Origin of the sequence: Haematobacter massiliensis (genome assembly GCF_000740795.1) — a bacterium.
Taxonomy (GTDB): Bacteria; Pseudomonadota; Alphaproteobacteria; order Rhodobacterales; family Rhodobacteraceae; genus Haematobacter; species Haematobacter massiliensis.
In genome coordinates this window covers 315,967-338,722 of the sequence record NZ_JGYG01000003.1, presented here as the reverse complement: position 1 = coordinate 338,722, position 22,756 = coordinate 315,967, and the positions used below count along the sequence as shown (strand labels likewise).

22 protein-coding genes are annotated in these 22,756 nt (G+C 66.1%); 12 read left to right on the top strand and 10 right to left on the bottom strand.

The features are described 5' to 3' along the window. Nucleotides 1–754: 754 nt before the first annotated feature. The 10 genes from CN97_RS07395 to CN97_RS07350 all read left to right on the top strand — a co-directional run bounded on the left by CN97_RS07395 (nt 755) and on the right by CN97_RS07350 (nt 12,675). Nucleotides 755–2,656 (top strand): extracellular solute-binding protein, encoded by a 1,902-nt coding sequence (locus CN97_RS07395; protein ID WP_051911040.1) that lies wholly within the window; start codon nt 755–757, stop codon nt 2,654–2,656. A gap of 1 nt (nt 2,657) precedes the next feature. Then, entirely contained in the window at nt 2,658–3,758 is a 1,101-nt protein-coding gene (locus CN97_RS07390; RefSeq protein ID WP_035709202.1) for a microcin C ABC transporter permease YejB, read from the top strand. A 3-nt stretch (nt 3,759–3,761) separates the two neighbouring features. Then, nucleotides 3,762–4,871 (top strand): ABC transporter permease, encoded by a 1,110-nt coding sequence (locus CN97_RS07385; RefSeq protein WP_035709200.1) that lies wholly within the window; start codon nt 3,762–3,764, stop codon nt 4,869–4,871. Beyond that, nucleotides 4,868–6,544: an ABC transporter ATP-binding protein gene (locus tag CN97_RS07380; protein ID WP_084684027.1), complete on the top strand. Its 1,677-nt coding sequence runs from the start codon at nt 4,868–4,870 to the stop codon at nt 6,542–6,544. Before CN97_RS07385 ends, CN97_RS07380 begins: the two co-directional genes overlap by 4 nt. A gap of 38 nt (nt 6,545–6,582) precedes the next feature. After that, complete coding sequence (locus CN97_RS07375) at nt 6,583–7,605, top strand: aspartate-semialdehyde dehydrogenase (RefSeq protein WP_035709198.1); 1,023 nt, start codon at nt 6,583–6,585, stop codon at nt 7,603–7,605. Nucleotides 7,606–7,719: 114 nt separating this feature from the next. Then, the gene (locus tag CN97_RS07370) at nt 7,720–8,424 is read left to right on the top strand and encodes a transglycosylase SLT domain-containing protein (protein WP_035709196.1); all 705 of its coding nucleotides are present in this window, start codon (nt 7,720–7,722) and stop codon (nt 8,422–8,424) included. A 3-nt stretch (nt 8,425–8,427) separates the two neighbouring features. Further along, entirely contained in the window at nt 8,428–10,515 is a 2,088-nt protein-coding gene (gene flhA / locus CN97_RS07365) for a flagellar biosynthesis protein FlhA (protein WP_035709194.1), read from the top strand. Then, on the top strand, nt 10,512–11,291 hold the full coding sequence (locus CN97_RS07360; protein ID WP_051911039.1) for a flagellar biosynthetic protein FliR: 780 nt from the start codon (nt 10,512–10,514) through the stop codon (nt 11,289–11,291). Before flhA ends, CN97_RS07360 begins: the two co-directional genes overlap by 4 nt. Then, nucleotides 11,288–12,361: a flagellar type III secretion system protein FlhB gene (gene flhB, locus CN97_RS07355; RefSeq protein WP_035709192.1), complete on the top strand. Its 1,074-nt coding sequence runs from the start codon at nt 11,288–11,290 to the stop codon at nt 12,359–12,361. Before CN97_RS07360 ends, flhB begins: the two co-directional genes overlap by 4 nt. Beyond that, entirely contained in the window at nt 12,358–12,675 is a 318-nt protein-coding gene (locus CN97_RS07350; protein ID WP_035709189.1) for a hypothetical protein, read from the top strand. The genes flhB and CN97_RS07350 overlap by 4 nt, the downstream gene beginning before the upstream one ends. 82 nt (nt 12,676–12,757) lie before the next feature. Here the strand turns inward: CN97_RS07350 and CN97_RS07345 are convergent, their stop codons facing one another. Genes CN97_RS07345 through CN97_RS07305 form a run of 9 tightly spaced genes read right to left on the bottom strand, consistent with a single transcriptional unit; the run spans nt 12,758 to nt 17,221 of the window. Then, entirely contained in the window at nt 12,758–13,207 is a 450-nt protein-coding gene (locus tag CN97_RS07345; protein WP_035709186.1) for a flagellar basal body-associated FliL family protein, read from the bottom strand. A 9-nt stretch (nt 13,208–13,216) separates the two neighbouring features. Further along, nucleotides 13,217–13,945, bottom strand: coding sequence for a flagellar basal body L-ring protein FlgH (flgH, locus tag CN97_RS07340; protein WP_035709183.1), 729 nt, complete (start codon nt 13,943–13,945; stop codon nt 13,217–13,219). Next, nucleotides 13,942–14,376 (bottom strand): flagellar basal body P-ring formation chaperone FlgA, encoded by a 435-nt coding sequence (gene flgA / locus CN97_RS07335; RefSeq protein ID WP_035709180.1) that lies wholly within the window; start codon nt 14,374–14,376, stop codon nt 13,942–13,944. The genes flgH and flgA overlap by 4 nt, the downstream gene beginning before the upstream one ends. After that, nucleotides 14,376–15,161 (bottom strand): flagellar basal-body rod protein FlgG, encoded by a 786-nt coding sequence (flgG, locus tag CN97_RS07330; RefSeq protein WP_035709177.1) that lies wholly within the window; start codon nt 15,159–15,161, stop codon nt 14,376–14,378. The genes flgA and flgG overlap by 1 nt, the downstream gene beginning before the upstream one ends. 9 nt (nt 15,162–15,170) lie before the next feature. Then, nucleotides 15,171–15,893, bottom strand: a complete 723-nt coding sequence (locus CN97_RS07325; RefSeq protein ID WP_035709176.1) for a flagellar hook-basal body complex protein — start codon at nt 15,891–15,893, stop codon at nt 15,171–15,173. 1 nt (nt 15,894) lies between these two features. Further along, nucleotides 15,895–16,161: a flagellar biosynthetic protein FliQ gene (locus CN97_RS07320; protein ID WP_035709174.1), complete on the bottom strand. Its 267-nt coding sequence runs from the start codon at nt 16,159–16,161 to the stop codon at nt 15,895–15,897. Then, nucleotides 16,161–16,442 (bottom strand): flagellar hook-basal body complex protein FliE, encoded by a 282-nt coding sequence (gene fliE, locus CN97_RS07315; protein ID WP_035709173.1) that lies wholly within the window; start codon nt 16,440–16,442, stop codon nt 16,161–16,163. The genes CN97_RS07320 and fliE overlap by 1 nt, the downstream gene beginning before the upstream one ends. A gap of 9 nt (nt 16,443–16,451) precedes the next feature. Beyond that, a complete protein-coding gene (gene flgC, locus CN97_RS07310) occupies nt 16,452–16,841 on the bottom strand; it encodes a flagellar basal body rod protein FlgC (RefSeq protein ID WP_035709170.1) in 390 nt (129 codons plus the stop codon). After that, entirely contained in the window at nt 16,841–17,221 is a 381-nt protein-coding gene (locus CN97_RS07305) for a FlgB family protein (protein ID WP_035709168.1), read from the bottom strand. The genes flgC and CN97_RS07305 overlap by 1 nt, the downstream gene beginning before the upstream one ends. A gap of 79 nt (nt 17,222–17,300) precedes the next feature. Between CN97_RS07305 and CN97_RS07300 the strand changes: the two genes are divergently transcribed. Next, a complete protein-coding gene (locus tag CN97_RS07300) occupies nt 17,301–18,599 on the top strand; it encodes a FliI/YscN family ATPase (protein WP_035709164.1) in 1,299 nt (432 codons plus the stop codon). An 87-nt stretch (nt 18,600–18,686) separates the two neighbouring features. Beyond that, the gene (locus tag CN97_RS07295; RefSeq protein ID WP_035709161.1) at nt 18,687–19,445 is read left to right on the top strand and encodes an SDR family oxidoreductase; all 759 of its coding nucleotides are present in this window, start codon (nt 18,687–18,689) and stop codon (nt 19,443–19,445) included. 569 nt (nt 19,446–20,014) lie between these two features. Here the strand turns inward: CN97_RS07295 and mutS are convergent. Further along, nucleotides 20,015–22,639, bottom strand: a complete 2,625-nt coding sequence (gene mutS / locus CN97_RS07290; protein WP_051911063.1) for a DNA mismatch repair protein MutS — start codon at nt 22,637–22,639, stop codon at nt 20,015–20,017. Between the last annotated feature and the right edge of the window lie 117 nt (nt 22,640–22,756).

The following is a 22,756-nucleotide window of genomic DNA, read 5'->3' as shown; positions in this document are numbered from 1 at the left end:
CAGGCGCGAACGATTCAGCCCCGCCCAGCCCCGCGCGCGAGGCCGCTTGGCAGCACGGCACCGTTTAACGGGCCCCGCACCGGAACCAGCCCCGCACGCGAGGCCGTTTGATCTGCGCCGAGAACCACCATGTCCCGGTGCCACCCTGTCCGGTGCTGTCAGGGGGTTGCGAAAGGCCCTAAGCCGCGAGGGCTGACATGCAGCCGGTAAAGCGGGTGGGTCCGACGGCTCCTCGACGAACCCGAACCTCGCGGCATTGGGTTTGCGAAGACCTGGTTGGCTTGGATGCCGCTCCCTGCCTCACGGATGCGGCGGAGCGCGCCGAAGCCGTTCGCTCGGAGATGGCGATCCTCGGCGGAGACCTGCATCCGCGCCGCGGTGCGTTTTCACCTACCCTTACAACAGGGACGCCGGCGCCGAGATCATCCGTAATCTGACCACCGCCGCTCCGTGAGATCCGCCCTGCATCCTTGCGAAACTCAGCCGTTCTGCCTTTGCCCGCGGCTCCTCTGCCGCAGAATAATGGACCGGTATGGCAACTGGTTCGGGGAGGCGGGAGAGGCGGGGAGGCCCCGAGAATACCTGAGAAGAAGGTCTGCAAGGACAACGCCGTCAGGGAGCCATTGCTTTGGGGTGTATGTGATCGGTTTTCCGTCTATCCTGCCCGGCGGCGCAGTCTCTCACGCAATCGCAACTTGAAACTTTGCCGCTTGCGCCCTTAGCTGGCGCGAAACGATGCTATCGGAGGGACAGGATGCCGGTTGACCCGAGGACACCTATTATCGCGGAACGGAAACCGTCTGCGATTTCCTCCCGCATCCTGCTCCTGACACTGCCGTTTCTGACGCTCGGCCCCTCGATGGCCTTGGCTCAGGAACAGAAGGTCATCACCTCCCACGGCATCTCCACCTTCGGCGATCTGAAATACCCCGCCGATTTCAGCCACTTCGACTTCGTGAACCCCGAAGCACCCAAAGGCGGCACGATGACCTTTCGGGGCACCGGCGCGAGCCAGACTTTCGACAGCCTGAACGCCTTCGTGCTGAAGGGCAATCCGGCACAGGGGCTGGCGATGCTGTACGACAGCCTGCTTTCCGGCGCGCCGGACGAGCCTGATGCCGCGTATGGCCTGGTGGCTTCGAGCGTGGAATACCCGGAGGACCGCTCCTGGGTGATCTTCACCATGCGGCCGGAGGCGACATTCTCCGACGGTCAGCCGATCACGGCGGAAGATGTGGTCTTTACCTGGAAGGTGCTGCTGGAGAAGGGCTCCCCCGCCTATCGCATCTCCCTCCGCGACATCGAGAATGTCGAGGCGCTTGACCCCCACCGGGTGAAATTCACCTTCAAGGAAGGCGCGGCCACGCGCGATCTGCCGATGCTGGCGGGCGGGCTGTCGATCCTGCCCAAGCACTATTACGACACCGTGGATTTTGCGCAGTCCACGATGACCCCGCCCGTGGGCTCGGGGCAGTTCGTGGTCAGCAATGCACAGCCCGGTCGGTCCATCACCTATTGCCGGAACCCCGATTACTGGGCCAAGGATTTGCCGGTGAATATCGGCATGGCGAACTTCGACTGCTACACGTATCAGTATTTCGCCGACAACAATGCCGCTTTCGAGGCGTTCAAGGTCGGGCAGTTCCTCTATCAGCAGGAGTTCTTCTCCCTGCTCTGGGCGACAGGCTACAACTTTCCCGCGGTGGAGCGTGGCTGGGTGAAGCGGGAGGAGCTGGAGGACGCGACGCCCTCGGGTACGCAGGGCTTCTGGTTCAACCTCCGGCGCGAGAAGTTTCAGGACCCGCGCGTGCGTGAGGCCATCGGGCTGATGTTCAACTTCGAATGGACGAACGAGACGCTGTTCTACGGCCTCTACAAGCGCACCGACAGTTTCTTCGAGAATTCCCCCATGCAGGCGGAGGGCCTCCCGGAGGGGGAGGAACTGGCCGTGCTGGAGGAGTTCCGTGACAAGCTGCCCCCGGAGATCTTCACCGCACCCGCCTTTGAGCCGCCGGTTTCGGGCAAGCAGCAGGTCGACCGGGAAAACCGCCGCCGCGCCTCGGAGCTTCTGGACGAGGCGGGCTGGTCCGTCGGGCCGAGCGGAATGCGCCAGAATGCCAAGGGCGAGCGGCTGACGCTGGAATTCATCGAGGACGGCACCTCGATGGACCGGGTGCTGAATCCCTATATCCAGAACCTGGGCCGCATCGGCGTGGATGCCCGCCTGACGCGGATCGACAGTGCGCAGATGCAGCAGCGGCAGAAGGATTTCGATTACGACATCATGAGCGGGCGGTTCGTCATGTCGCTCAGCCCCTCCATCGAACTCCGGCAGCTTTTCTCCTCCGAAGCGGCGGCGACACCGGATTCGGCCAACCTCTCCGGCGTGGCTGACCCGGTGGTGGATGCTCTGATCGAAAAGGTCATCCAGTCGAAAACGCGGGAGGAGTTGGATGCCCGTGCCAAGGCGCTGGACCGGGTGCTCCGCTCCAAGCAGATCTGGGTGCCGAACTGGTATTCCGGCAAGTATCTGGTGGCCTATTGGGACGTCTTCGGCATGCCGCCCGAAAAGCCGCCCTATTCCCGTGGAGACGGGCTTTGGTGGATGGACGAGGCGAAGCTTGGCCGGCTGAAAGCTCAGGGCGCGCTTCGATAACATGGCCGCCTATATCCTTCGCCGCCTCCTGCTGATGATCCCGACACTCATCGGGATCATGGTCATCAACTTCACGCTGGTGCAGTTCGTACCCGGCGGCCCGATCGAGCAGATCATCGCGCAGGTCAGGGGCGGGGGGGACGTGTTCTCCTCCATCTCCGGCGGCAGCGGTGATGCCGGGGCGGGGCAGCTTTCGGCGGGCAATGCCGGGGGGGACGACCGCTACCTGGGCGCGCGGGGCCTGCCCCCTGACTTCATCGCCGATCTGGAAAAGCAGTTCGGCTTCGACAAGCCGCCGCTCCAGCGGTTTCTGGACATGATGTGGTCCTATCTGCGCTTCGATTTCGGAGAGAGCTACTTCCGCTCCATCTCCGTGGTCGATCTGGTGCTGGAGAAGATGCCGGTCTCGATCTCCCTGGGCCTGTGGTCGACGCTGCTCGCCTATCTCATTTCCATCCCGCTCGGCATCCGCAAGGCGGTGAAGGACGGCACGGCCTTCGATACCTGGACATCCGGCCTTATCATCGTGGGCTATGCGATTCCGGGCTTCCTGTTCGCGGTGCTTCTGCTCGTGCTGTTCGCGGGTGGCTCCTACTGGCAGTGGTTTCCGCTCCGTGGGTTGACCTCGGACAACTGGGATCAGCTTTCGCCCATCGGCAAGATACTGGACTACCTGTGGCACATCACGCTGCCGGTCATCGCCTCCACCATCTCCAGCTTCGCCACGCTTACCTTGCTGACGAAGAACTCCTTCCTGGACGAGATCAAGAAGCAGTATGTCATGACGGCACGGGCCAAGGGTCTCCCGGAGCAACGGGTGCTTTATGGCCACGTGTTCCGCAACGCGATGCTGATCGTGATCGCGGGCTTCCCGGCGCTGTTCGTATCGGTTTTCTTCGGCGGCAGCCTCATCATCGAGACGATCTTCTCGCTCGACGGGCTGGGACGGCTGGGGTTCGAGGCGGCGGTGTCGCGGGACTATCCGGTCATGTTCGCCACGCTCTATGTCTTCGGGCTGATCGGGCTGATCCTTGGGCTGCTGTCGGACCTGACCTATGTCTGGATCGACCCCCGCATCGACTTCGAATCGCGTGAGACCTGAGTGATGGCAATCTCAGAGCTGACCCGCCGCCGCTGGCGGACCTTCCGGGCCAACCGGCGTGCCGCCTGGTCGCTGGTGATCTTTTCCGTCCTGTTTCTCATCGCGCTGTTCGCGGAGTTCGTGGCAAACGACAAACCCCTTCTGGTGAGCTACCGGGGGGAGCTTTTTGTGCCGGTGATGCGCTTTTATCCGGAGACGACCTTCGGCGGCGACTTCGCGACCGAGGCCGTCTACCGCGACCCGGAAGTGCAGTGTCTGATCGCGGCCGGCGGCTCGGAAGCCTGTTGGGACGACCCGGCCGCCACGATGGAGGAGGCTCGTGCCACCGGCACCGTCGGCGGCGCGCCCGTGCAGACAGGTTGGATGATCTGGCCGTTCATTCCCTACAGCTACAACACCGTGAACGACATTCAGGGCACCGCCCCCTCCGCGCCCGACGCCCAGCACTGGCTGGGCACCGACGATACGGCGCGGGATGTCCTCGCCCGGGTGATCTACGGCTTCCGGCTGTCGGTCGTATTCGCGCTGGTGGTGACCCTCGCCACCACGGTGATCGGCATCGCCTCCGGCGCCGTACAGGGCTATTTCGGCGGCTGGATCGACCTGAGTTTCCAGCGGATCATCGAGATCTGGGGGGCAACGCCAAGCCTTTACATCATCATCATCGTGGGCGCGATCTGGCAGATGAACTTCTGGCTGCTCGTCCTTCTGATGACGGCCTTCGGCTGGACGGCACTGGTGGGTGTCGTCCGGGCGGAGTTCCTGCGGGCGCGGAACTTCGAATATGTCCGGGCGGCCCGCGCGCTTGGCGTATCCGACGGCAAGATCATGTTCCGCCATGTGCTGCCGAATGCCATGGTGGCGACCGTGACCATGCTGCCCTTCATCATCACGGGCACCATCGGGTCGCTGGCCGCGCTGGACTTTCTGGGCTTCGGACTGCCTTCCTCCTATCCGTCACTCGGCGAGTTGACCCAGCAGGCCAAGGACAACCTTCAGGCGCCGTGGCTCGCCTTCACCGCCTTCTTCACCTTCGCGATCATGCTGTCCCTGCTCATCTTCATCTTTGAAGGGGTGCGGGATGCCTTCGACCCCAGAAAGACCTTCCGGTGAGCGATCCCGTCCTCGACGTCCGCGATCTTCATGTCCGTTTCGTGCAGGACGGACGCGTGCATGAGGCCGTGCGCGGCGTCTCCTACACCGTGGGCCGGGGGGAGACGGTGGCGCTGGTGGGGGAATCCGGTTCGGGCAAGTCGGTCACCGCGCTTTCCACCGTCTCTCTCCTGCCGGACAGCGCGGAAGTGACGGGCAGCATCCGCTACAAGGGCGAGGAACTCCGCGGCGCGTCCGAGGCGAAGTTGCGGGATGTGCGGGGCAACGACATCAGCTTCATCTTTCAGGAGCCGATGACATCGCTGAACCCGCTGCATACCATCGAAAAGCAGATCATGGAGAGCCTGTCCCTCCACCAGAACCTCTCTGGCGCCGCCGCCCGGGCGCGCGTGCTGGAACTTCTGCGCAAGGTCGGTATTCGCGATGCGGAGAGCCGGCTGAATGCCTATCCCCACCAGCTCTCAGGCGGCCAGCGGCAACGCGTGATGATCGCCATGGCGCTCGCCAACGGTCCGGAGCTGCTCATCGCGGACGAGCCGACGACCGCCCTCGACGTGACGATCCAGGCGCAGATCCTCGATCTTCTGGCGGAGTTGAAGCGCGAGGAGGGGTTGAGCATGCTGTTCATCACCCATGACCTCGGCATCGTGCGGCGGATCGCGGACCGGGTCTGCGTGATGAAGGATGGCGAGATCGTGGAGACCGGCCCCACGGGGGCGGTGTTTGGCGATCCGCAGCATCCCTATACGCGGAAGCTCCTCGCCGCCGAGCCGAAGGGGCGCCCGGCCCCGGTGCCGGAGGGGGCCGAGGAACTGCTGAGGACCGATGCCCTCCGCGTCTGGTTTCCGATCCATCGGGGCTTCCTCCGCAAGGTCACCGGCCATGTGAAGGCCGTCAACAGCGCCAGCCTTTCCGTCCGCGAGGGCGAGACGCTCGGGGTGGTGGGCGAATCCGGTTCCGGCAAGACGACGCTTGCCCTCGCCATCCTGCGGCTCATCTCCTCTGAGGGGCCCATCGTGTTTCTGGGGCGCGACATCCAGGGCTGGCGATCACGGCAGATGCGGGCGGTACGCCGCGACATGCAGATCGTCTTTCAGGATCCTTACGGCAGCCTCTCCCCCCGCATGACAGTGGAGCAGATCATCTCCGAAGGGCTGGGCGTGCATGGTGACCTCTCCACGGCGGAGCGCCATCGCCGCGTGGCGGAAATCATGGCGGAGGTCGGCCTTCCCCCTGAATCCATGTATCGCTATCCGCACGAATTCTCCGGTGGTCAGCGGCAGCGGATCGCCATTGCCCGTGCCATGATCCTGCGGCCCCGCCTCGTCGTGCTGGATGAGCCGACCTCCGCGCTCGACATGACGGTGCAGGTGCAGATCGTCGATCTTCTGCGCGGCTTGCAGCAGAAGCACCGGCTCGCCTATCTGTTCATCAGCCATGACCTGCGGGTGGTGCGGGCGCTGTCGCACAAGGTCATGGTCATGCGCGCGGGCGATGTGGTGGAAGAGGGCCCTGCGGCGGAGATCTTCGCCGCGCCAAAGACCGATTACACCCGCGCGCTCATGGCCGCCGCGCTCAACATGTCGGCGGAGGATGCGCCTCCCGTGGCCGACACAGGGCCGCCGGAATCGCTGCCGGAACCACCAAAGCCCTTTCCACCTGCCCCCCTTTAGGCTAAGGGACCGCGTCCCTTGACAGACAGGAGGTCCGGATGGGCTACAGGGTCGTCGTCGCGGGCGCCACCGGTAACGTGGGCCGCGAAATGCTGAACATCCTCGCCGAGCGGGAGTTCCCCATCGACGAGATTACCGCGCTTGCCTCGCGCAAGTCGCTGGGAACGGAGGTCAGCTTCGGGGACAAGACGCTCAAGACGAAGGATCTCGACACGTTCGATTTCGAGGGCTGGGACATCGCGCTCTTCGCCATCGGTTCGGATGCAACCAAGATCTACGCGCCGCGGGCGGCTGCGGCGGGCTGCGTCGTGATCGACAACTCCTCGCTCTACCGCTACGATCCGGAGGTTCCGCTGGTCGTGCCGGAGGTGAACCCGGAGGCGGTGGAGGACTACCGCAACAAGATGATCATCGCCAACCCCAACTGCTCTACCGCGCAGATGGTCGTGGCGCTGAAACCGCTCCATGACCGGGCGCGGATCAAGCGGGTCGTGGTTTCCACCTACCAGTCGGTTTCCGGCGCGGGCAAGGCGGGCATTGACGAGCTCTGGGACCAGACCAAGGGCCTCTATGTCCCCGGTCAGGAAGTGGCGCCGTCGAAATTCACCAAGCAGATCGCCTTCAACGTCATCCCCCATATCGACGTCTTCATGGAAGACGGCACCACCAAGGAAGAGTGGAAGATGGTGGCGGAAACCAAGAAGATCCTCGATCCGAAGGTGCGGGTGACGGCGACCTGCGTGCGGGTTCCGGTATTCGTCGGCCATTCCGAGTCGATCAATATCGAGTTCGAGGAATTCCTCGACGAGGACGAGGCGCGCGACATTCTCCGCGAAGCGCCGGGGATTCTCGTCGTCGACAAGCGGGAGCCGGGTGGCTACATCACGCCGATCGAATCGGTTGGCGAATATGCCACCTATATCAGCCGCATCCGGCAGGATTCGACCATCGAGAACGGCATCAACCTCTGGTGCGTCTCGGACAACCTGCGCAAGGGCGCCGCGCTGAACGCCGTTCAGATCGCGGAAACGCTGGGCAACCGGGTTCTGAAGAAGGGCTGAGGCCCGCCTTTCCCGCGGCTCCTCGCAGGGGGGCCGCGTTTTCTTCCGGGGTGGTTACCGAATCTCAAGGAACTTCCCCTAGCGTGATCCCAGAACCCCAATCGGGCGGGATCCATGGCGCGCTTTCTTCTTTCCCTGATGCTCCTGCTTGCAGCGCCTGTTGCCGCGCTTCCCGTTGCCGATCCGGCGACGGTCTGTGAACGCGCGGCACTGATGGCGGCGCGGGAGAGCGGCGTTCCCGCCTCCGTGCTCCGCGCGATTTCCCTCACGGAAACCGGCAGGCGGCAGGGCGGGCGGTTTCAGTCATGGCCCTGGACCGTCAATATGGAGGGGGAGGGGCGCTGGTTCGACACGCCGGAGGCAGCGCTCGCCTATGTCCGGCAGGAGTTCGCCCGTGGGGCGCGATCCTTCGATGTCGGCTGTTTCCAGATCAACTACCGCTGGCACGGCGATGCGTTCGAGACGGTGGAGGAGATGTTCGATCCTCTCGGCAACGCGCTCTATGCTGCACGCTTCCTGTCGGACCTGTACGGGGAATTCGGATCATGGAGTGCGGCCGCGGGCGCGTTTCACTCCCGCACGCCCGAATATGCTGCGCGCTACCGCGCCCGGTTCGACAGTATCCACGCCGGTCTGGCGGAGGAGGACGGCATCCCCGACATTCCGGATATCGTGCTCGCCATGAACGGCGGAGAGCCGGTTGCCCGGCAGAACCTGTTCCCGCTGCTGCAGGCGGGTGAGCGCGGGCGGCGCGGCTCCCTGTTTCCCGGTTCCGCGCCCTCCTCCCGGCCGCTGATCGGCCCGCCCTCGCAGGAGTGAGCCATGCCGGCGAGATTCGACCTCAAGCTCCTCTTTCATCCCACCGTCCTGCTTGCCGTCGCCCTTATGGCGGTGATCGTGATGATGGTGTTGCCGGTGCCGGCCTTCGTGCTGGACATCGGGCTGGCAGCCTCGTTCGCGTTGGCGATCCTGATCTTCACCATCACGCTGTTCATCGAACGGCCGCTCGACTTCTCCGCCTTCCCGACGATCCTGCTGGCAACGCTTCTGCTGCGGCTTTCGCTCAACGTCTCCTCGACCAAGCTCATCATCGGTCAGGGTCATACCGGCACGGCGGCGGCTGGCCACGTGATCGAGGGCTTCGCCATGTTCGTGATGGGCGGAAACGTCTTTCTGGGCGTGGTGATCTTCTGTGTGCTGATGATCGTCAACTTCATGGTCATCACCAAAGGTGCAGGCCGCATGGCGGAGGTGGGCGCGCGTTTCGCGCTCGACGGGATGCCGGGCAAGCAGCTCGCCATCGACAGCGACATGGCGGCGGGCGCCATTGACCATGCGGAGGCCAAGGCGCGGCGGGAACGGGAACTTGCGGAGACCACGTTCTTCGGCTCGCTCGACGGGGCCTCGAAATTCGTGAAGGGTGATGCGGTCGCGGGCCTCATCATCACGCTTCTGAACATCTGCGTGGGGCTGGCCGTCGGCATCGGCCTTCACGGCATGGATGTCGGCGGCGCGTTTCGGACCTATGCGATCCTGACGGTGGGCGACGGCCTGGTGTCGCAGATCCCTGCGGTGATCGTGTCCGTCGCCGCCGCACTGCTGCTCTCGCGCGGCGGCTCCAAGGGTGCGGTCAACCTCGATTTCTTCGGCCAACTCGGGCGCTACCCCGCCGCTCTCGCCACCGTGGGCGGGTTGATGGCATTCTTCGCCCTTGTTCCCGGCATGCCGTTTCTGCCCTTCATGGCGGGGGCCATGCTGCTTGGCCTTTGCGCCTGGATCGGCTTTCGGCGGGAGAGGCGGGCCGCGGAACCGGCTCAGGGACCAGCGATCATTGAGAAGCCGGCAGAGAAGTCTCTGGGCGATATCCTGGAACTTGACGACATCCATGTCGAATTCTCTCCCACGCTGATCTCCATGGTGCTCGACCCCGCTTCCGGACTGGATGCGCGGATCGGCAACATGCGCCGCCATGTCGCCGCGACCTTCGGGTTGATCCTGCCGGAGATCCGGCTGACGGATGATGCGACGCTGCCCCCCGGCGGCTATCGCATCCGCATCCAGGGCGTGGAGCAGGCAGCGGATCGGCTGGAGGCGGACAGGATCCTGGCCCTGATGCCCGGCGGCTCGGAGGAGGCGCTGATGCCGGCCGGGGATGATGTGCGGGAGCCGGTCTATGGTGCCCCGGCCCGCTGGCTTCTGCCCTCCCGGCAGGAGGAAGCCGCCATCGCCGGCGCTACGGTCGTCTCTCCGCCGGAAGTCCTTGCGACCCACATGCTGGAGGTCATCAAGCGGAACTTCGGTCGCCTGCTGACGCTTCGTCAACTGCGTCGGGTGCTGGACGAGATGACCAACCTTTCCGACAGCACGCGGGCGGAGGCGAACCGTCGATTGATAGATGAACTGATCCCCGAACGGGTGCCGATGGACCTGCTGCTTTCCGTCCTCAGGCTTCTTCTGGAGGAGCGCGTTTCCATCCGCAACATGCCGGTAATCCTCGAGACAATAGCCGAGGCGAGACCTGTATTGCCGAATGCCGAGGCGGTCTGCGAATACGTCCGCCAGCGCCTGGGGTTTCAGCTGGTGGCCGAGTTGCGTCGTCCCGACGGGACCATACCGCTCGTGCAGCTTGCACCGGAGTGGGAGCAGAGCTTTTCAACCTATGAGCTGGGCGGTGTGGGAGGGCAGGTGGCGCTGCCGCCCGATCTGTTCAACCGGCTCGCCAATGGCATCGCGGAAAAGCTGGCGCGGGCGGGGGAGACGGGGGTACATGCCGCCGTCATCACCTCGCCGCTGCGGCGGCGGTTCCTGCGCACGGTGATGAGCGCCCGGGGCCTCACCGCGCCCGTCCTGTCGTTCGACGAGATCGGTTTTGATGCCCGCCCCTCGCTCGTCGGGCAGGTTCCGGCATGACACTGGACGCTGGCCTCCTGGACCTGGTTATCGACCTTCGCGAAACGTTTCTCGCCGGTTTTGCCGTCTTCCTCCGCGTGGGCGCCGCCATGGCGCTGCTGCCCGCCTTCGGCGAGCAGACGGTGCCGGTCCGCATTCGCCTGGCGCTGGCATTGGCCTTTACGGCGATCGTTCTGCCCCCCGTCGCCGACAAGGTCGCACCGATTGCGACCGAAGAGGCTCTTCTCGGTCTGCCGCTGCTGACGGAGACGCTGATCGGTCTCGCGCTTGGCGCGGCGCTGCGGGTCTTTGTTTTCGCCCTGCAAACGGCGGGTGCGATCATCGCGCAGGCGATCTCCCTGGCTCAGATGTTCGGCACGGTGGGGGAGCCGCAGCCCGTCGTCTCACATCTGCTGACCGTTGCTGGTCTGGCTCTCGCCGTTACTATCGGACTTCACGTGCGCTTCGCGGAGTATCTCATCCTGTCCTATGATCTGCTGCCCGCGGGGGGCCGTCCTGTCGCGGCGGAGATGACACGCTGGGGAGTGGCGTTGATCGCGGAAAGCTTCGGGCTGGCCTTTTCGCTTGCCCTGCCCTTCGTGATCGGCGGCACGCTCTACAACCTTGCGATCGGGGCGATCAACCGCGCGATGCCGTCGCTCATGGTGTCTCTGGTCGGCGCGCCTGCGCAGGTTCTTGGCGGCATCGTGCTTCTGGCCTTGCTTGCGCCCGTTATGCTGGGTGTCTGGATCGGGCGGTTCGGCCAGTTCCTCTCCGCGCCGTTCGGCATGCCATGAGTGATGACGCCGAAAAGCAATACGAGCCAACCCAGAAACGGCTCGACGACGCGCGCAGGAAGGGGGAGGTCGTCCGCTCCGCGGATATCGGCACGGCGGCCGCCTATGGCGGTCTCCTGCTCGCAGGCCTGTTTTCAGGACGCGCGGCGGTTGATGGAATAGGGACGCTCGGCAGCCTGCTTCTCGGGCAGGCGGACATGCTGGCGGAAGGGCTTGTCACCACGCCGGAAGGGGGCATGTCTGGCGTCATGGTGTCCACCATCCGGTCGGTCGCGCCGTTTTTCGTTCTCCCGGCGGGGCTGGTGCTGCTCGCAACCCTTGCGCAACGGGCGATGATCTTCGCGCCATCCAAGATCGCGCCCAAGCTTTCACGCATCTCGCCCCTTGCCAATGCAAAGCAGAAATTCGGTCCCACGGGGCTCGTCGAATTCCTGAAGAGCTTCATCAAGCTCCTTCTCATCGCGGGATTGCTCGGCGTATTTCTCTCCAACCGCATGTCGCTCCTTCTGACGGCACCTCATCTGGCGCCCGCTCAAGGGGCGGGCCTGCTGGGGGAGCTTCTTCTGGCGTTTCTCGTGCCGATCTTCACGATCGCGGTGGTTTTCGCGGCGCTGGACTATCTGTGGCAGCGTTTCGATTTCCTCCGCCGCAATCGCATGAGCCGGAAGGAAGTAATGGACGAGGCGAAGGAGCAGGAGGGCGATCCCCATATCCGTCAGCAGCGTCGCGCCAAGGCGGAGGCGATCGCCACGAACCGCATGATGGCCGATATGCCCAAGGCGGACGTGGTGATCGTCAATCCGACGCATTACGCGGTGGCGCTGAAATGGTCTCGGAGTGAGCCCGGCCCTCCGCTCTGTCTTGCCAAGGGTGTTGATGAGGTCGCTGCCCGCATTCGCGCCGCGGCAGCGGAACATGGCGTTCCGATTCATAGTGATCCTCCCACGGCCCGGGCGCTTCACGCGTCGGTGGACGTCGGCACACGCATCCGGCCGGAGCATTACCGGGCGGTCGCCATCGCGATCCGGTTTGCAGAACGCGTCCGTGCGGCACGGAGGCCCGGCGCATGAAAAAGGATGTGCGACGCCTGCAGCACCTTGCGAGCCTCCGGCTCGATCTGAAGCTGAATACGCTGCGTCGGGAAACGGAGGCTGCGGAGACGCTGCGATCAGAGATGCGGCACTTGGCTGACAGGGCCCTTCTGGCGCGCCGGGAGGATGAGCGGCTGGGCGAGCGTCATGCGGTATGGGTCAGGCAGCGCATGGAGACGTTGAACCTGGAACTGGCCAACCGGCTTGGGCGCATCGAGGAGGCACGGGAGAGCGCGACGCGGGCCTTTGGTCAGGAGGACGCGCTTTCCCTTCTCGCGGCGAAGGGCAAATAATCGCCAGGGCGATCTGCGGATACCGGCGGGTGCGATGCCCCTCGCACCAAGGGAACCGGCGCTGGTTTTGGCAAGAGTGCCGCTATCTGCTGTCCTGCCGTACGATATCGGTGACGAGAACATCGAGAGCATCCGGGCCCACAACGCCCCTTGCCGCCTCCCCCAATGCCGCGCGAAGGGCGATCATCGGCCCACCTTCTGTGAAGGCCCCGTCGAAACCGCCGGTATTGGCGTGATCGAACAGAACCTGCAAAAGCGCATCGCGAAGCTTCGGCTCATACCGATGCACGATATCGCTCCGCCCCTGCGGGACCTCCACGCTGAGCGAAAGCACGATGAGCGCCCGCGTTTCGCCCTGCCGGATCACCGGGACGACGAACTGGTTGGCAAGCCGGGCATAGTCGCGCAGCGCCGGCGGGGGGGGAGCGGCCGGCTCTTCCTGCGTCGGTGTCGGGCGAAGGGCGATGCCGGCAGCGACCCCTCCGGCAAGACCGGTGATGCAAAGCAGAACGGGGAGAAGAAGGCGCTTCATGGTTTCTCCTCAGAACGGCAGGACAATGTCGCTGATCTGCTGGCCGTAGCGTGGCTGCTGAACATCGGTGATCTGGCCGCGCCCGCCATAAGCGATCCGCGCTCCCGCGATCTTGTCGTAGGCGATCTCGTTCTGACGGGTGATGTCATTGGGGCGGACATAGCCCGTTACCAGAAGCTCCCGCAGCTCGAAGTTGACCCGTACCTCCTGGCTGCCCTCGATCCGCAGCACACCGTTTGGCAGGCGTTCGACCACCGTCGCCGCCACGCGGAGCATCAGCTTCTCCTGCCGTTTGACCGAGCCATTGCCCTTGTAGTTGCTGGCTGATCCGGTGGAGATGGCCTCCGCCATGCCCGCACCTTCGGGAAGCTTCTCGTTCAGGCGCTGGGGAAGGCCGAAGAGCTGCGGGATCCCCATCGTGTCGGAACCCTGCCGGGAACGCCCCGTCGTGTTGGAGATCTCCGCCCGGTCGTCGATCTCGATCACCACCGTCAGGATATCCCCTCGCATGCCCGCGCGCCTGTCCCCCAGCAGCGATTCGCGCCCCCCGTTCCAGAGCGAGGCGGCGGGCGCCTGCCCCTCCCGCGCGTCGCTATGCGAGGGAAGCGCATACATCGCCTGCATCTGATAGGTGTCCTCCACCGGCTTGAAGGCGGGTGCGCGCCCGACATCCGCCATTCGCCCGCAAGCAGCGGTCAGCGGAAGCAGAAACAGGGTGGCAAGAACTCGGTTTTTCATTGAGCGTGATCCTTGGAGGTGCCGCCGACATGCACGGTCCCGTCAGCACCGGCGATGCCGGTCACCGTGGTGCGCGAGGCGAGATTGAGAACGCGGACATCCTCGCCCGGCGCGGCGCGGCTGAGCGCACGGCCTTCGGCACGAATGAGCAGGCCGCCTTTCCGCCAGGCAAGGGGGACGATCTGATTGCGCTCCACCACGGCCGCTGGTGCGATATCCCCGGGACGAATCGGGCGTCCCGCATAGATCGCCACGCGGGCCTCGAACCCGATGGCGTCGTCAGGATCGGTGAGCGCGCCGGGCACGACCTCTGCCGAAAGGGCGAGGTCAGTCGGTGCGATGACGCTTGTCGCGCGGATCGTATGCGCCGCGACCAGAGCCTCCGCCCCCGCTGGGGATGCTGCCAGAAGAAGGAAAACCGCCAGCCGCATCAGCGCACCTGAGCCGTCGCGGCCATCATCTGATCCGCTGCGGTCATTACCTTCGCGTTCAGTTCATAGCCGCGTTGGGCCTCGATCAGCTGGGTGACTTCGCGTACGGCATCGACGGTGGAGCTTTCCAGATATCCCTGCCGCAATGTGCCCAGCCCGTCCTCACCGGGGTTACCGGGAAGGGCCGGGCCGGAGGCCTCCGTTTCGGTGAACAGGTTGGAGCCTATCGCCTCCAGCCCCTTTTCGTTGGAAAACCCCGCAAGCGTGAGCTGGCCCAGCATTTCAGGCTCCACCCGGTCGCTGAAATAGGCATAGACCTCGCCCGCCGCATTGATGGAGATCGTGCGCGCATCGGTGGGAATGGTAATCCCCGGCGCAACCTCGTGCCCCTCCGCCGTGACGATCAACCCTTCGGCTGAGCGCTTGAGCCCTCCGTCGCGCGTATAGGCGGCCAGACCCGAGGGCAGTGTAACCTCGATGTAGCCACGCCCCTCGATGGCGACATCGAGATCCCCCCCCGTCTGCGAGAGGGTGCCTTGGGCGATCTGCACCGATACGGCGGCAGGACGGACCCCGAGGCCGAGCTGCACGCCCGCGGGCACGATTGTCCCGTCGGCGGCGGTGATCGTTCCGGGCCGCGTCATCTGCTGATAATGCAGATCGGCGAATTCTGCCCGCCGGGCGGCGTAGCCGGTCGTGTTCATGTTGGCGAGGTTGTTCGACGTGACCTCAACCCGCATCTGCTGGGCGGCCATGCCGGTCGCGGCGATCTGAAGTGCGCGCATCTCTCTCTCCTATCGGCCGAGGGTCTGGACGACGACGCGGATGCGCCCGTCCTCCATCTCGAGGAAGCTTTGTCCCATCTCGTAGGCGCGCTGGACGGCAATCATCCGCGCGATTTCCGAGATCGGGTTGACGTTGGATCCTTCCAGATGTCCCTGCAGAAGCCGCGCTGCGTCTTCCGCGACGGGTTCGGCGCCGCCTTCGGGTATCTGGAGCCTTGCCCCCGCCAGTTGGCTCCGGCCGGGATCCGCGGGCTGCCACAGGCCGATGCGGGTGAGCGGCGTGCCATCCGCGGCGAGCGTGCCATCCGGTGAGAGCGTCACGGCGCGGGCCTCCGCGGGCACAAAGACCGGGCCGCCTCCTTCGTCGAGCAACCGGTTGCCCTCCGGCGTCACCAGTTCTCCTTCGGCATTGGGCGTGAAATGACCCGCGCGGGTGAGCGCCTGACCGTCCGGCGTTTCCACGAGGAAATAACCCTCGCCCTCGATGGCGAAGTCATAGGTGCCCCCTGTCGCCGTGATCGCGCCTGCGCGCGGGTCGATGGTGCGGCCATGGGCCGTCGCCATGGACAAAACCTCGCCCGGCTGACCCGACCGCTTCACATGTTCTGAGAACACGAGCCCTTCGCGCCGGAACCCGGTGGTGGAGGCATTGGCGATGTTGTTGGCGATCACATCCATTTCGCGCGTCAATCCGCGCTGGCGGGTGAGGGCGACGTAAACGGGGGTGTCCATCCTATCCTCCTGCGATCAGGGGCACGATGCGGTCGGTGAAAAAGCTCACCAGCGTTTCGGTCATGAAGCTCATCGACACCCAGAAGACGACAAGCATCGCGGCCAGTTTCGGCACGAAGGTCAATGTGGCCTCCTGCACGGAGGTGAGCGCCTGAAAAAGCCCGATCACCACGCCGGTCACCAATGCCACGCCCAGAAGCGGTGTGGCTGTCAGCGCCGCGATCCAGAGCGCCTGCCGGAGCGTGTCGTAAAGGACGGTATCCGCCATCAGACCGGCATCCTGAGGATTTCCTGATATGCCTCCACCACCTTGTCGCGCACGGCAACGACCGTCTCCACCGCCGTCTGCGAGGCGGAGAGCGCCTGGACCAGCGCGTGGGCATCCGCCTTGCCGCTCAAGGCGGCGGTGGCCGTCTGCTCGCCTTCGGAGAGCACGCGGGCGAAGTCCTGCGCGGCGCCGAGCAGACCGCCCGCGCCACCCGGTTCGGGGCGGGTCGCGGGGCGGGCGGTGTCATAGCCACGGATGGCGAGGGAGGGGGTCAGGTCCATCTGGTTATCCTATCGGCGGAGAAGGTCGAGCGCTGCGGAGGTCATCTGCCGGGCCTGATCGAACATGCGGAGGTTGGCCTCATAACTGCGCTGGGCTTCACGCGCGTCGGCGATCTCCACCATCAGGTCGACGTTGGAGCCGTCGTAATAGCCCGAGGCATCGGCCATCGGATGGGCGGGGTCATGGATGCGCTGAAGCTCCGAGCGATCAAGCCGCGTGCGGGAGAGATGCACCTGCCCGGCCTCCGCTCCGCGCATTTCCGCTTCGAAGGCGGCGGTCTTGCGGCGGTAGCCGGGAGTGTCGGCATTGGCGATGTTCTGGGAGATGTTGCGCAACCTGCCGGACTGCGCCTCCATCCCCGAGGAGGATACGGCGAGGATCTGCTTCAGGTCCGCCATCAGCCGGCCTTCCCGAGGCTGGCGCGGATGATGCCGCCCGCGCTGCGATAGACGGCAAGGGCGAGGTCATGGCTGTGACGGATCTCCGCCGCCGTCACCATCTCCCCCTCCAGCGAGACCGTATTGCCATTGGGCGCGGCCTCCCCCCCCTTGTCGACAAAGGCACGGAAGGCGGAAAGCCCCTCCGGCTGATGCCCCGCCCGCGTTACGGCCATCGGCATGTCACCCCGTTCCATCAGCTCGGCAAAGGGGCGAAGGTCGCGGGCGCGGTAGCCGGGCGTGTCGGCATTGGCAACGTTCTCCGCCACCATGGCCTGCCGGTCGGCGGCGTGATTGGCGAGCGCGCCGGCAAGACGCGACAGTGCAAGTCTTTCGAACATCGGCGTTTCTCCCTCTCTCGTCGAAACCAAGCTTTAAGAGTGATTCCTTTAAGAATGGTAAGAGCCGCAGGAGAATCCGATGTCGCCGCCCGAAATGCTTCTTTCCAGGATCGCAGCCGTTCCCGTGACCCGCCCTGTCGGCAGGGTCGCATCCGTCAGCGGCGCCTTGATCGGTGTCGCAGGGCTACCGCGACGGGCCGCATTGGGCGACCGGGTCGCGTTTCCCCGCGCAGGGCTGGCGGGCGAGATCGTCTCGCTCACGCGGGAGGGGGCGGGCGTGTTGCCGGAGAAGCGGCCGGAAGGGCTGGCGGTGGGCGATCTCGTACTCTGGGAGCAGGGAAGCGGCATCGCCCCGGATGAAAGCTGGATCGGCAGGCTGGTCGACGCCTCCGGCAAGCCGCTGGACGGGCGGCCTCTCGGGTCGGGGGCGCGGATGCGGGATTATGCCGCCGCTCCGCCCGATGCGGCCCTGCGTCGGCCGCTGGGCACCCGCATGGAAACGGGCTTGTCGGTCTTCAACACGCTTCTGCCCATCGTGCGCGGACAGCGGATCGGGCTTTTCGCGGGGTCGGGCGTGGGAAAATCCACGCTGCTCGCGGCCCTGGCACGCCATGTTGCCGCCGATGTGGTGGTGGTCGGGCTGGTGGGTGAGCGGGGGCGCGAGGTGCGCGAATTCGTCGACCACGTATTGGGGCCTGACGGGATGGCGCGGGCGGTGGTCGTCGCCGCGACCTCCGACCAGTCACCCCTGCTCCGCCGCCGCGCGGCCTGGACTGCGATGGCCGTGGCCGAGCATTTCCGCGACGCGGGCAAACAGGTGCTCCTGCTGATGGATTCGGTCACCCGCTATGCCGAGGCGCATCGGGAGATCGCGCTCGCCTCCGGCGAACCGCCGAGCCTCCGGGGCTTCCCCCCCTCCACCAGCCAGATGATAACGGGTTTGGCCGAGCGGGCGGGGCCGGGGCCGAAAGGCGCGGGCGACATCACCGCGATCTTCAGCGTGCTCGTCGCCGGGTCCGACATGGAGGAGCCGGTGGCCGACATCCTGCGCGGCGTGCTGGACGGTCACGTGGTCATGGACCGCAGCATCGCCGAACGCGGGCGCTTCCCGGCCATCGACCTGCTCCGCTCCGTCTCCCGCAGCCTGCCCGCCGCCGCGACTGCCGGGGAGAACCTGTTGATCGGGGAGGCGCGCCGCCTCCTCGGCGCCTATGACCGGGCGGAGATGATGATCCAGGCGGGGCTGTATGTCCCCGGCTCCGATCCGCTGGTCGACCGTGCCATCGCCGTCTGGCCTGCGCTCGACGCCTTTCTGGCGGAGAGGGCGGAGGATGGTACGGCTGCAAGCTTCGGTCGCCTCGCGGCGATCCTTGGCTGAGCAGCACAGCTATCCCGCGCGCTTTTGCTTGTGTTGCCCGGCATCTCGCGGAATAGCTCGGGTCGCAATCCGTGGAAGGAGACAGCCATGCCCACCATCCTCATCACCGGGGCGACTGCCGGTTTCGGTCAGGCCACCGCCCGTCGCTTTGCGCGCGCGGGCTGGACCATCGTGGGTACCGGCCGGAGGGAGGAGCGCCTCCGCACGCTGGCCGAGGAGATCGGCCCGACCTTCCACGGCCTCGCCTTCGACATTACCGATCCCGCCGCCGTCGCCGCGGCGCTGGACAGTCTGCCTGCCGAGTTCGCGGCGATCGACCTGCTCGTGAACAATGCGGGCATGGCGCTCGGCACCGCGCCGGCGCCGGAACCGCCGCTTGCGGACTGGCAGGCCATGCTGGACACGAATGTTTCCGGTCTCCTCGCGGTCACACACAGGCTGCTGCCGGGGCTGATCGCGCGGAAGGGCATGATCGTCAACCTCTCCTCCATCGCCGCGCACTGGCCCTATCCGGGGGGCAATGTCTATGCCGCCACCAAGGCCTTCGTGCGGCAGTTTTCGCTCGGCCTGCGGGCCGATCTGCATGGCACCGGGGTCCGGGTCACCTCGCTGGAGCCGGGGCTGTGCGAGAGTGAGTTCACCATGATCCGCACGCGTGGCGATCAGGCGGCGTATGACGCGCTGTATGACGGGGCCGATCCGATCCAGCCGGAGGATATCGCCGAGACGATTCACTGGCTGGCCACCCAGCCGCCGCATCTGAACTTCAACAGCATCGAGATGATGCCGGTCAGCCAGTCCTGGGCACCGCTGCGCGTTCACCGCCGCGAGACGGACAAGGTCTAGTCCACCCTCCCCGCCGGGGGTCGCGGGGGCGTCCCCCGCGCCTTGCCCGGTATCGCCTCGCCCGGTGTGCCCGCCGCGCTTATGCGCGGGCGCCCCCCCGCGCCTTGCCCGGCATCGGGTGTCCGGGCAATTCTCCGGCATTTCATTGTGAGGAGCCCCCTGCCGCTTCCCTGCCGCGCGGGGAGGAAATGAGGCGGGCTGAGATAGCCGGTCACGATCGCACCTGTTTACAAAAAGATGCGGGGCTGTCCTTTCACGGTGTTGCCGGAGCGCGTGCATTTTGCCGGTATCGGGCCGTCCCGCGCGCTTCGCAAGGCGTCAGGGCCGCAGCGCATTTTGCTCCGAGGGCTCCCGCGCGCGTCGGATGACGGCCTGGCTCAGCCCTGTTTTGCGCAGGAGGCCGGACTGTCTGCCCGAAGCATTGCCGAGCGCCCGCGTTTTGCGGGGATGTGCTCTGCAGCCGGTCAGGGCGTTGTGATGGCGCTTCTGGCCGGGCTCTCGGACGGACCCGCGCCGGAGCAATCCGGGCCGGAAGACGGTCGCCCGCCAAGCCCCCGGCAAAGGCGTCCTCAGCCGGGGGCCAGCAATGCCTTCAACCGGTAAAGTGCCTCCAGCGCCTCGCGTGGGGTGAGCGCATCGGGTTCGATCTCCTCGAGCGCGAGCCTCAGCCCGTCTGGCACCGGAACCGGGCTCGTCTCCGGCGCGGCGGGTCGGGCGGCAAAGAGCGGCAGATCCTCCACCATCGCGCGTCGATGGCCGCCGCCCTCCCTGTCACCCTTCTCCAGCGCCTCGAGCAGCACCCGGGCGCGTTCCACCACGACAGGGGGCAACCCCGCGAGGCGCGCGACCTGCACGCCATAGGACCGGTCCGCGGCGCCCTCCCGCACCTCATGCAGAAAGATCACCTCCCCCTGCCACTCCCGCACGGCGACGGTCGCGTTCCTGAGTCCGGGCAGTTTCGCGGCAAGGCCGGTCATCTCGTGATAGTGCGTGGCGAAAAGCGCGCGGCAGCGGTTTACCCCATGCAGATGCTCAAGCGTCGCCCAGGCGATGGAAAGACCGTCCCAGGTTGCGGTGCCGCGGCCGATCTCGTCGAGGATGACCAGCGCGCGGTCATCCGCCTGATTGAGGATCGCCGCCGTCTCCACCATTTCCACCATGAAGGTGGAGCGCCCGCGCGCCAGGTCGTCCGCCGCACCCACGCGGGAGAACACCTGGCTGACCAGCCCGACATGCGCCGCCCGCGCCGGGACATAACCGCCCGCCTGAGCCAGAATGGCGATCAGCGCGTTCTGCCTGAGGAAGGTGGACTTCCCGGCCATGTTCGGCCCGGTGACGAGCCAGATCGCGGCCCCCTCCGCCCCATCGGACAGGGAGCAGTCATTGGCGATGAAGGGTGCGCCCTGCCGGCGGAGCGCCCGTTCCACCACAGGATGCCGCCCGCCTTCCACCCGGAAGGCCCGCGATCCGTCGACCACCGGCAGGGCCCAGTCCGCCTCTGTTGCCAGAAGGGCGAGCGCCCCGGTCAGGTCGATCTCCGCCAGCGCCCGCGCGGCCTCCCCGATCGGGCCGGCAGCGGCGAGGATCGCCTGACGCAGCCTCTCGAAAATCCGCTTCTCGATCTCCAGTGCCCGGTTGCCCGCGTTGAGGATCCGCGTCTCCAGCCCGCCAAGGTCCACGGTGGTGAAGCGCACCTGACTGGCCGTCGTCTGGCGATGAATGAAGCGCGCGTTCAGCGGCGGGGCCAGCATCTTCTCCGCATGGGTGGCGGTCGTCTCGATGAAATAGCCCAGCACGTTGTTGTGCTTGATCTCCAGCGAGGCGATGCCGGTTTCCGCTGCGTAGTCGGCCTGCATGCCGGCGATGACGCTCCGCCCCTCATCCCGGAGCTTGCGCGCCTCGTCGAGTTCGGCGTCCTGCCCCGCCGCCACGAAACCCCCATCGCGGGCCAGAAGCGGCGGCTCCGCGATCAGCGCGGTCTCAAGCAGCCCGATCAGCGCCTCATGCCCGCGAAGCGCCCCCGCCGCCCGCGCGAGACGGCTCGACGTGCTGTCGGAGAGCAGCGTGGCCAGCTCCGCCGCTTCCGCGAGACCGTTGCGGATCGCCGCCAGATCCCGCGGCCCGCCCCGGTCGAGCGCCAGCCGTGACAGGGCGCGGTCCATGTCGGGCACCTTGCGGAGCCTCTCGGCCAGCCTGTCCGCCAGCGCGCGGTCCTCCACCAGAAGCCGCACCGCTTCCTGCCGGGAGGCGATTTCCCCCAGATCGCAGGACGGGCTGGAAAGCCGCCGCTCCAGGAGCCGCGCGCCGCCGGCCGTGACGGTCCGGTCGATGGCGGCGAGCAGGGAGCCGTCGCGCCCGCCGGACAGGGCCTCCGTCAGTTCGAGATTGCGCCGCGTCGCCGCGTCGATCTGCATGGCGCGGCGCGCCTCTTCCCGCACCGGCGGGCGGAGCAGGGGCATCCGCCCCTTCTGCGTCAGGTCGAGATAATCGACGAGCGCCCCAAGCGCTGCGATCTCCACCCGCGAAAACGCCCCGAATGCGTCGAGAGAAGCCACCCGCCACAACGCACACAGCCGCCGCTCTGCCGCGGCGCTGTCGAAGCTCGCACGCGGGCGCGGGGTCGCGACCGCACCGACCTCCGCGACGACCGGTTCCCATTCCGCCTCCCGCACTTCGGAGATCAGCACCTCCCGCGGGCGGAGCCGGGCGAGTTCCGGGGCAAGCCGCACGGGCGGACAGCCGGTCACGCCCAACTCGCCGGTCGAGATGTCCACATAGGCCAACGCGCCCTCCTCCCGCATCTCGGCATAGGCGGCGAGGAAGTTGTGCCGTCGCGCTTCCAGCAGGCTTTCCTCCGTCAGCGTGCCGGGCGTGACAAGACGCACGATCTCCCGCCGCACCACGGATTTGGAGCCGCGCTTCTTCGCCTCCGCCGGGTCCTCCATCTGCTCGGCTATGGCGACGCGAAAACCCTTGCGGATCAGCGTGAGCAGATAGCTCTCCGCCGCATGGACGGGCACGCCGCACATGGCGATATCCTCGCCCAGATGCTTGCCCCGCTTGGTCAGCGCGATATCCAGCGCCGCGGCCGCCTGACCGGCGTCCTCGAAGAACATCTCGTAGAAGTCGCCCATCCGGTAGAACAGCAGGGCGTCGGGATGCCCGGACTTGATCTCCAGATACTGCGCCATCATCGGGGTGACAGAGGTATCGTCGCTGGCCACGGTCTCTCCTCATGTTTCCGGGAGCGGAACCTACAAACCGGCGCAGGCGGGGGAAAGGCGAAATCCCGTTCACGGCGGCGTCCTGCC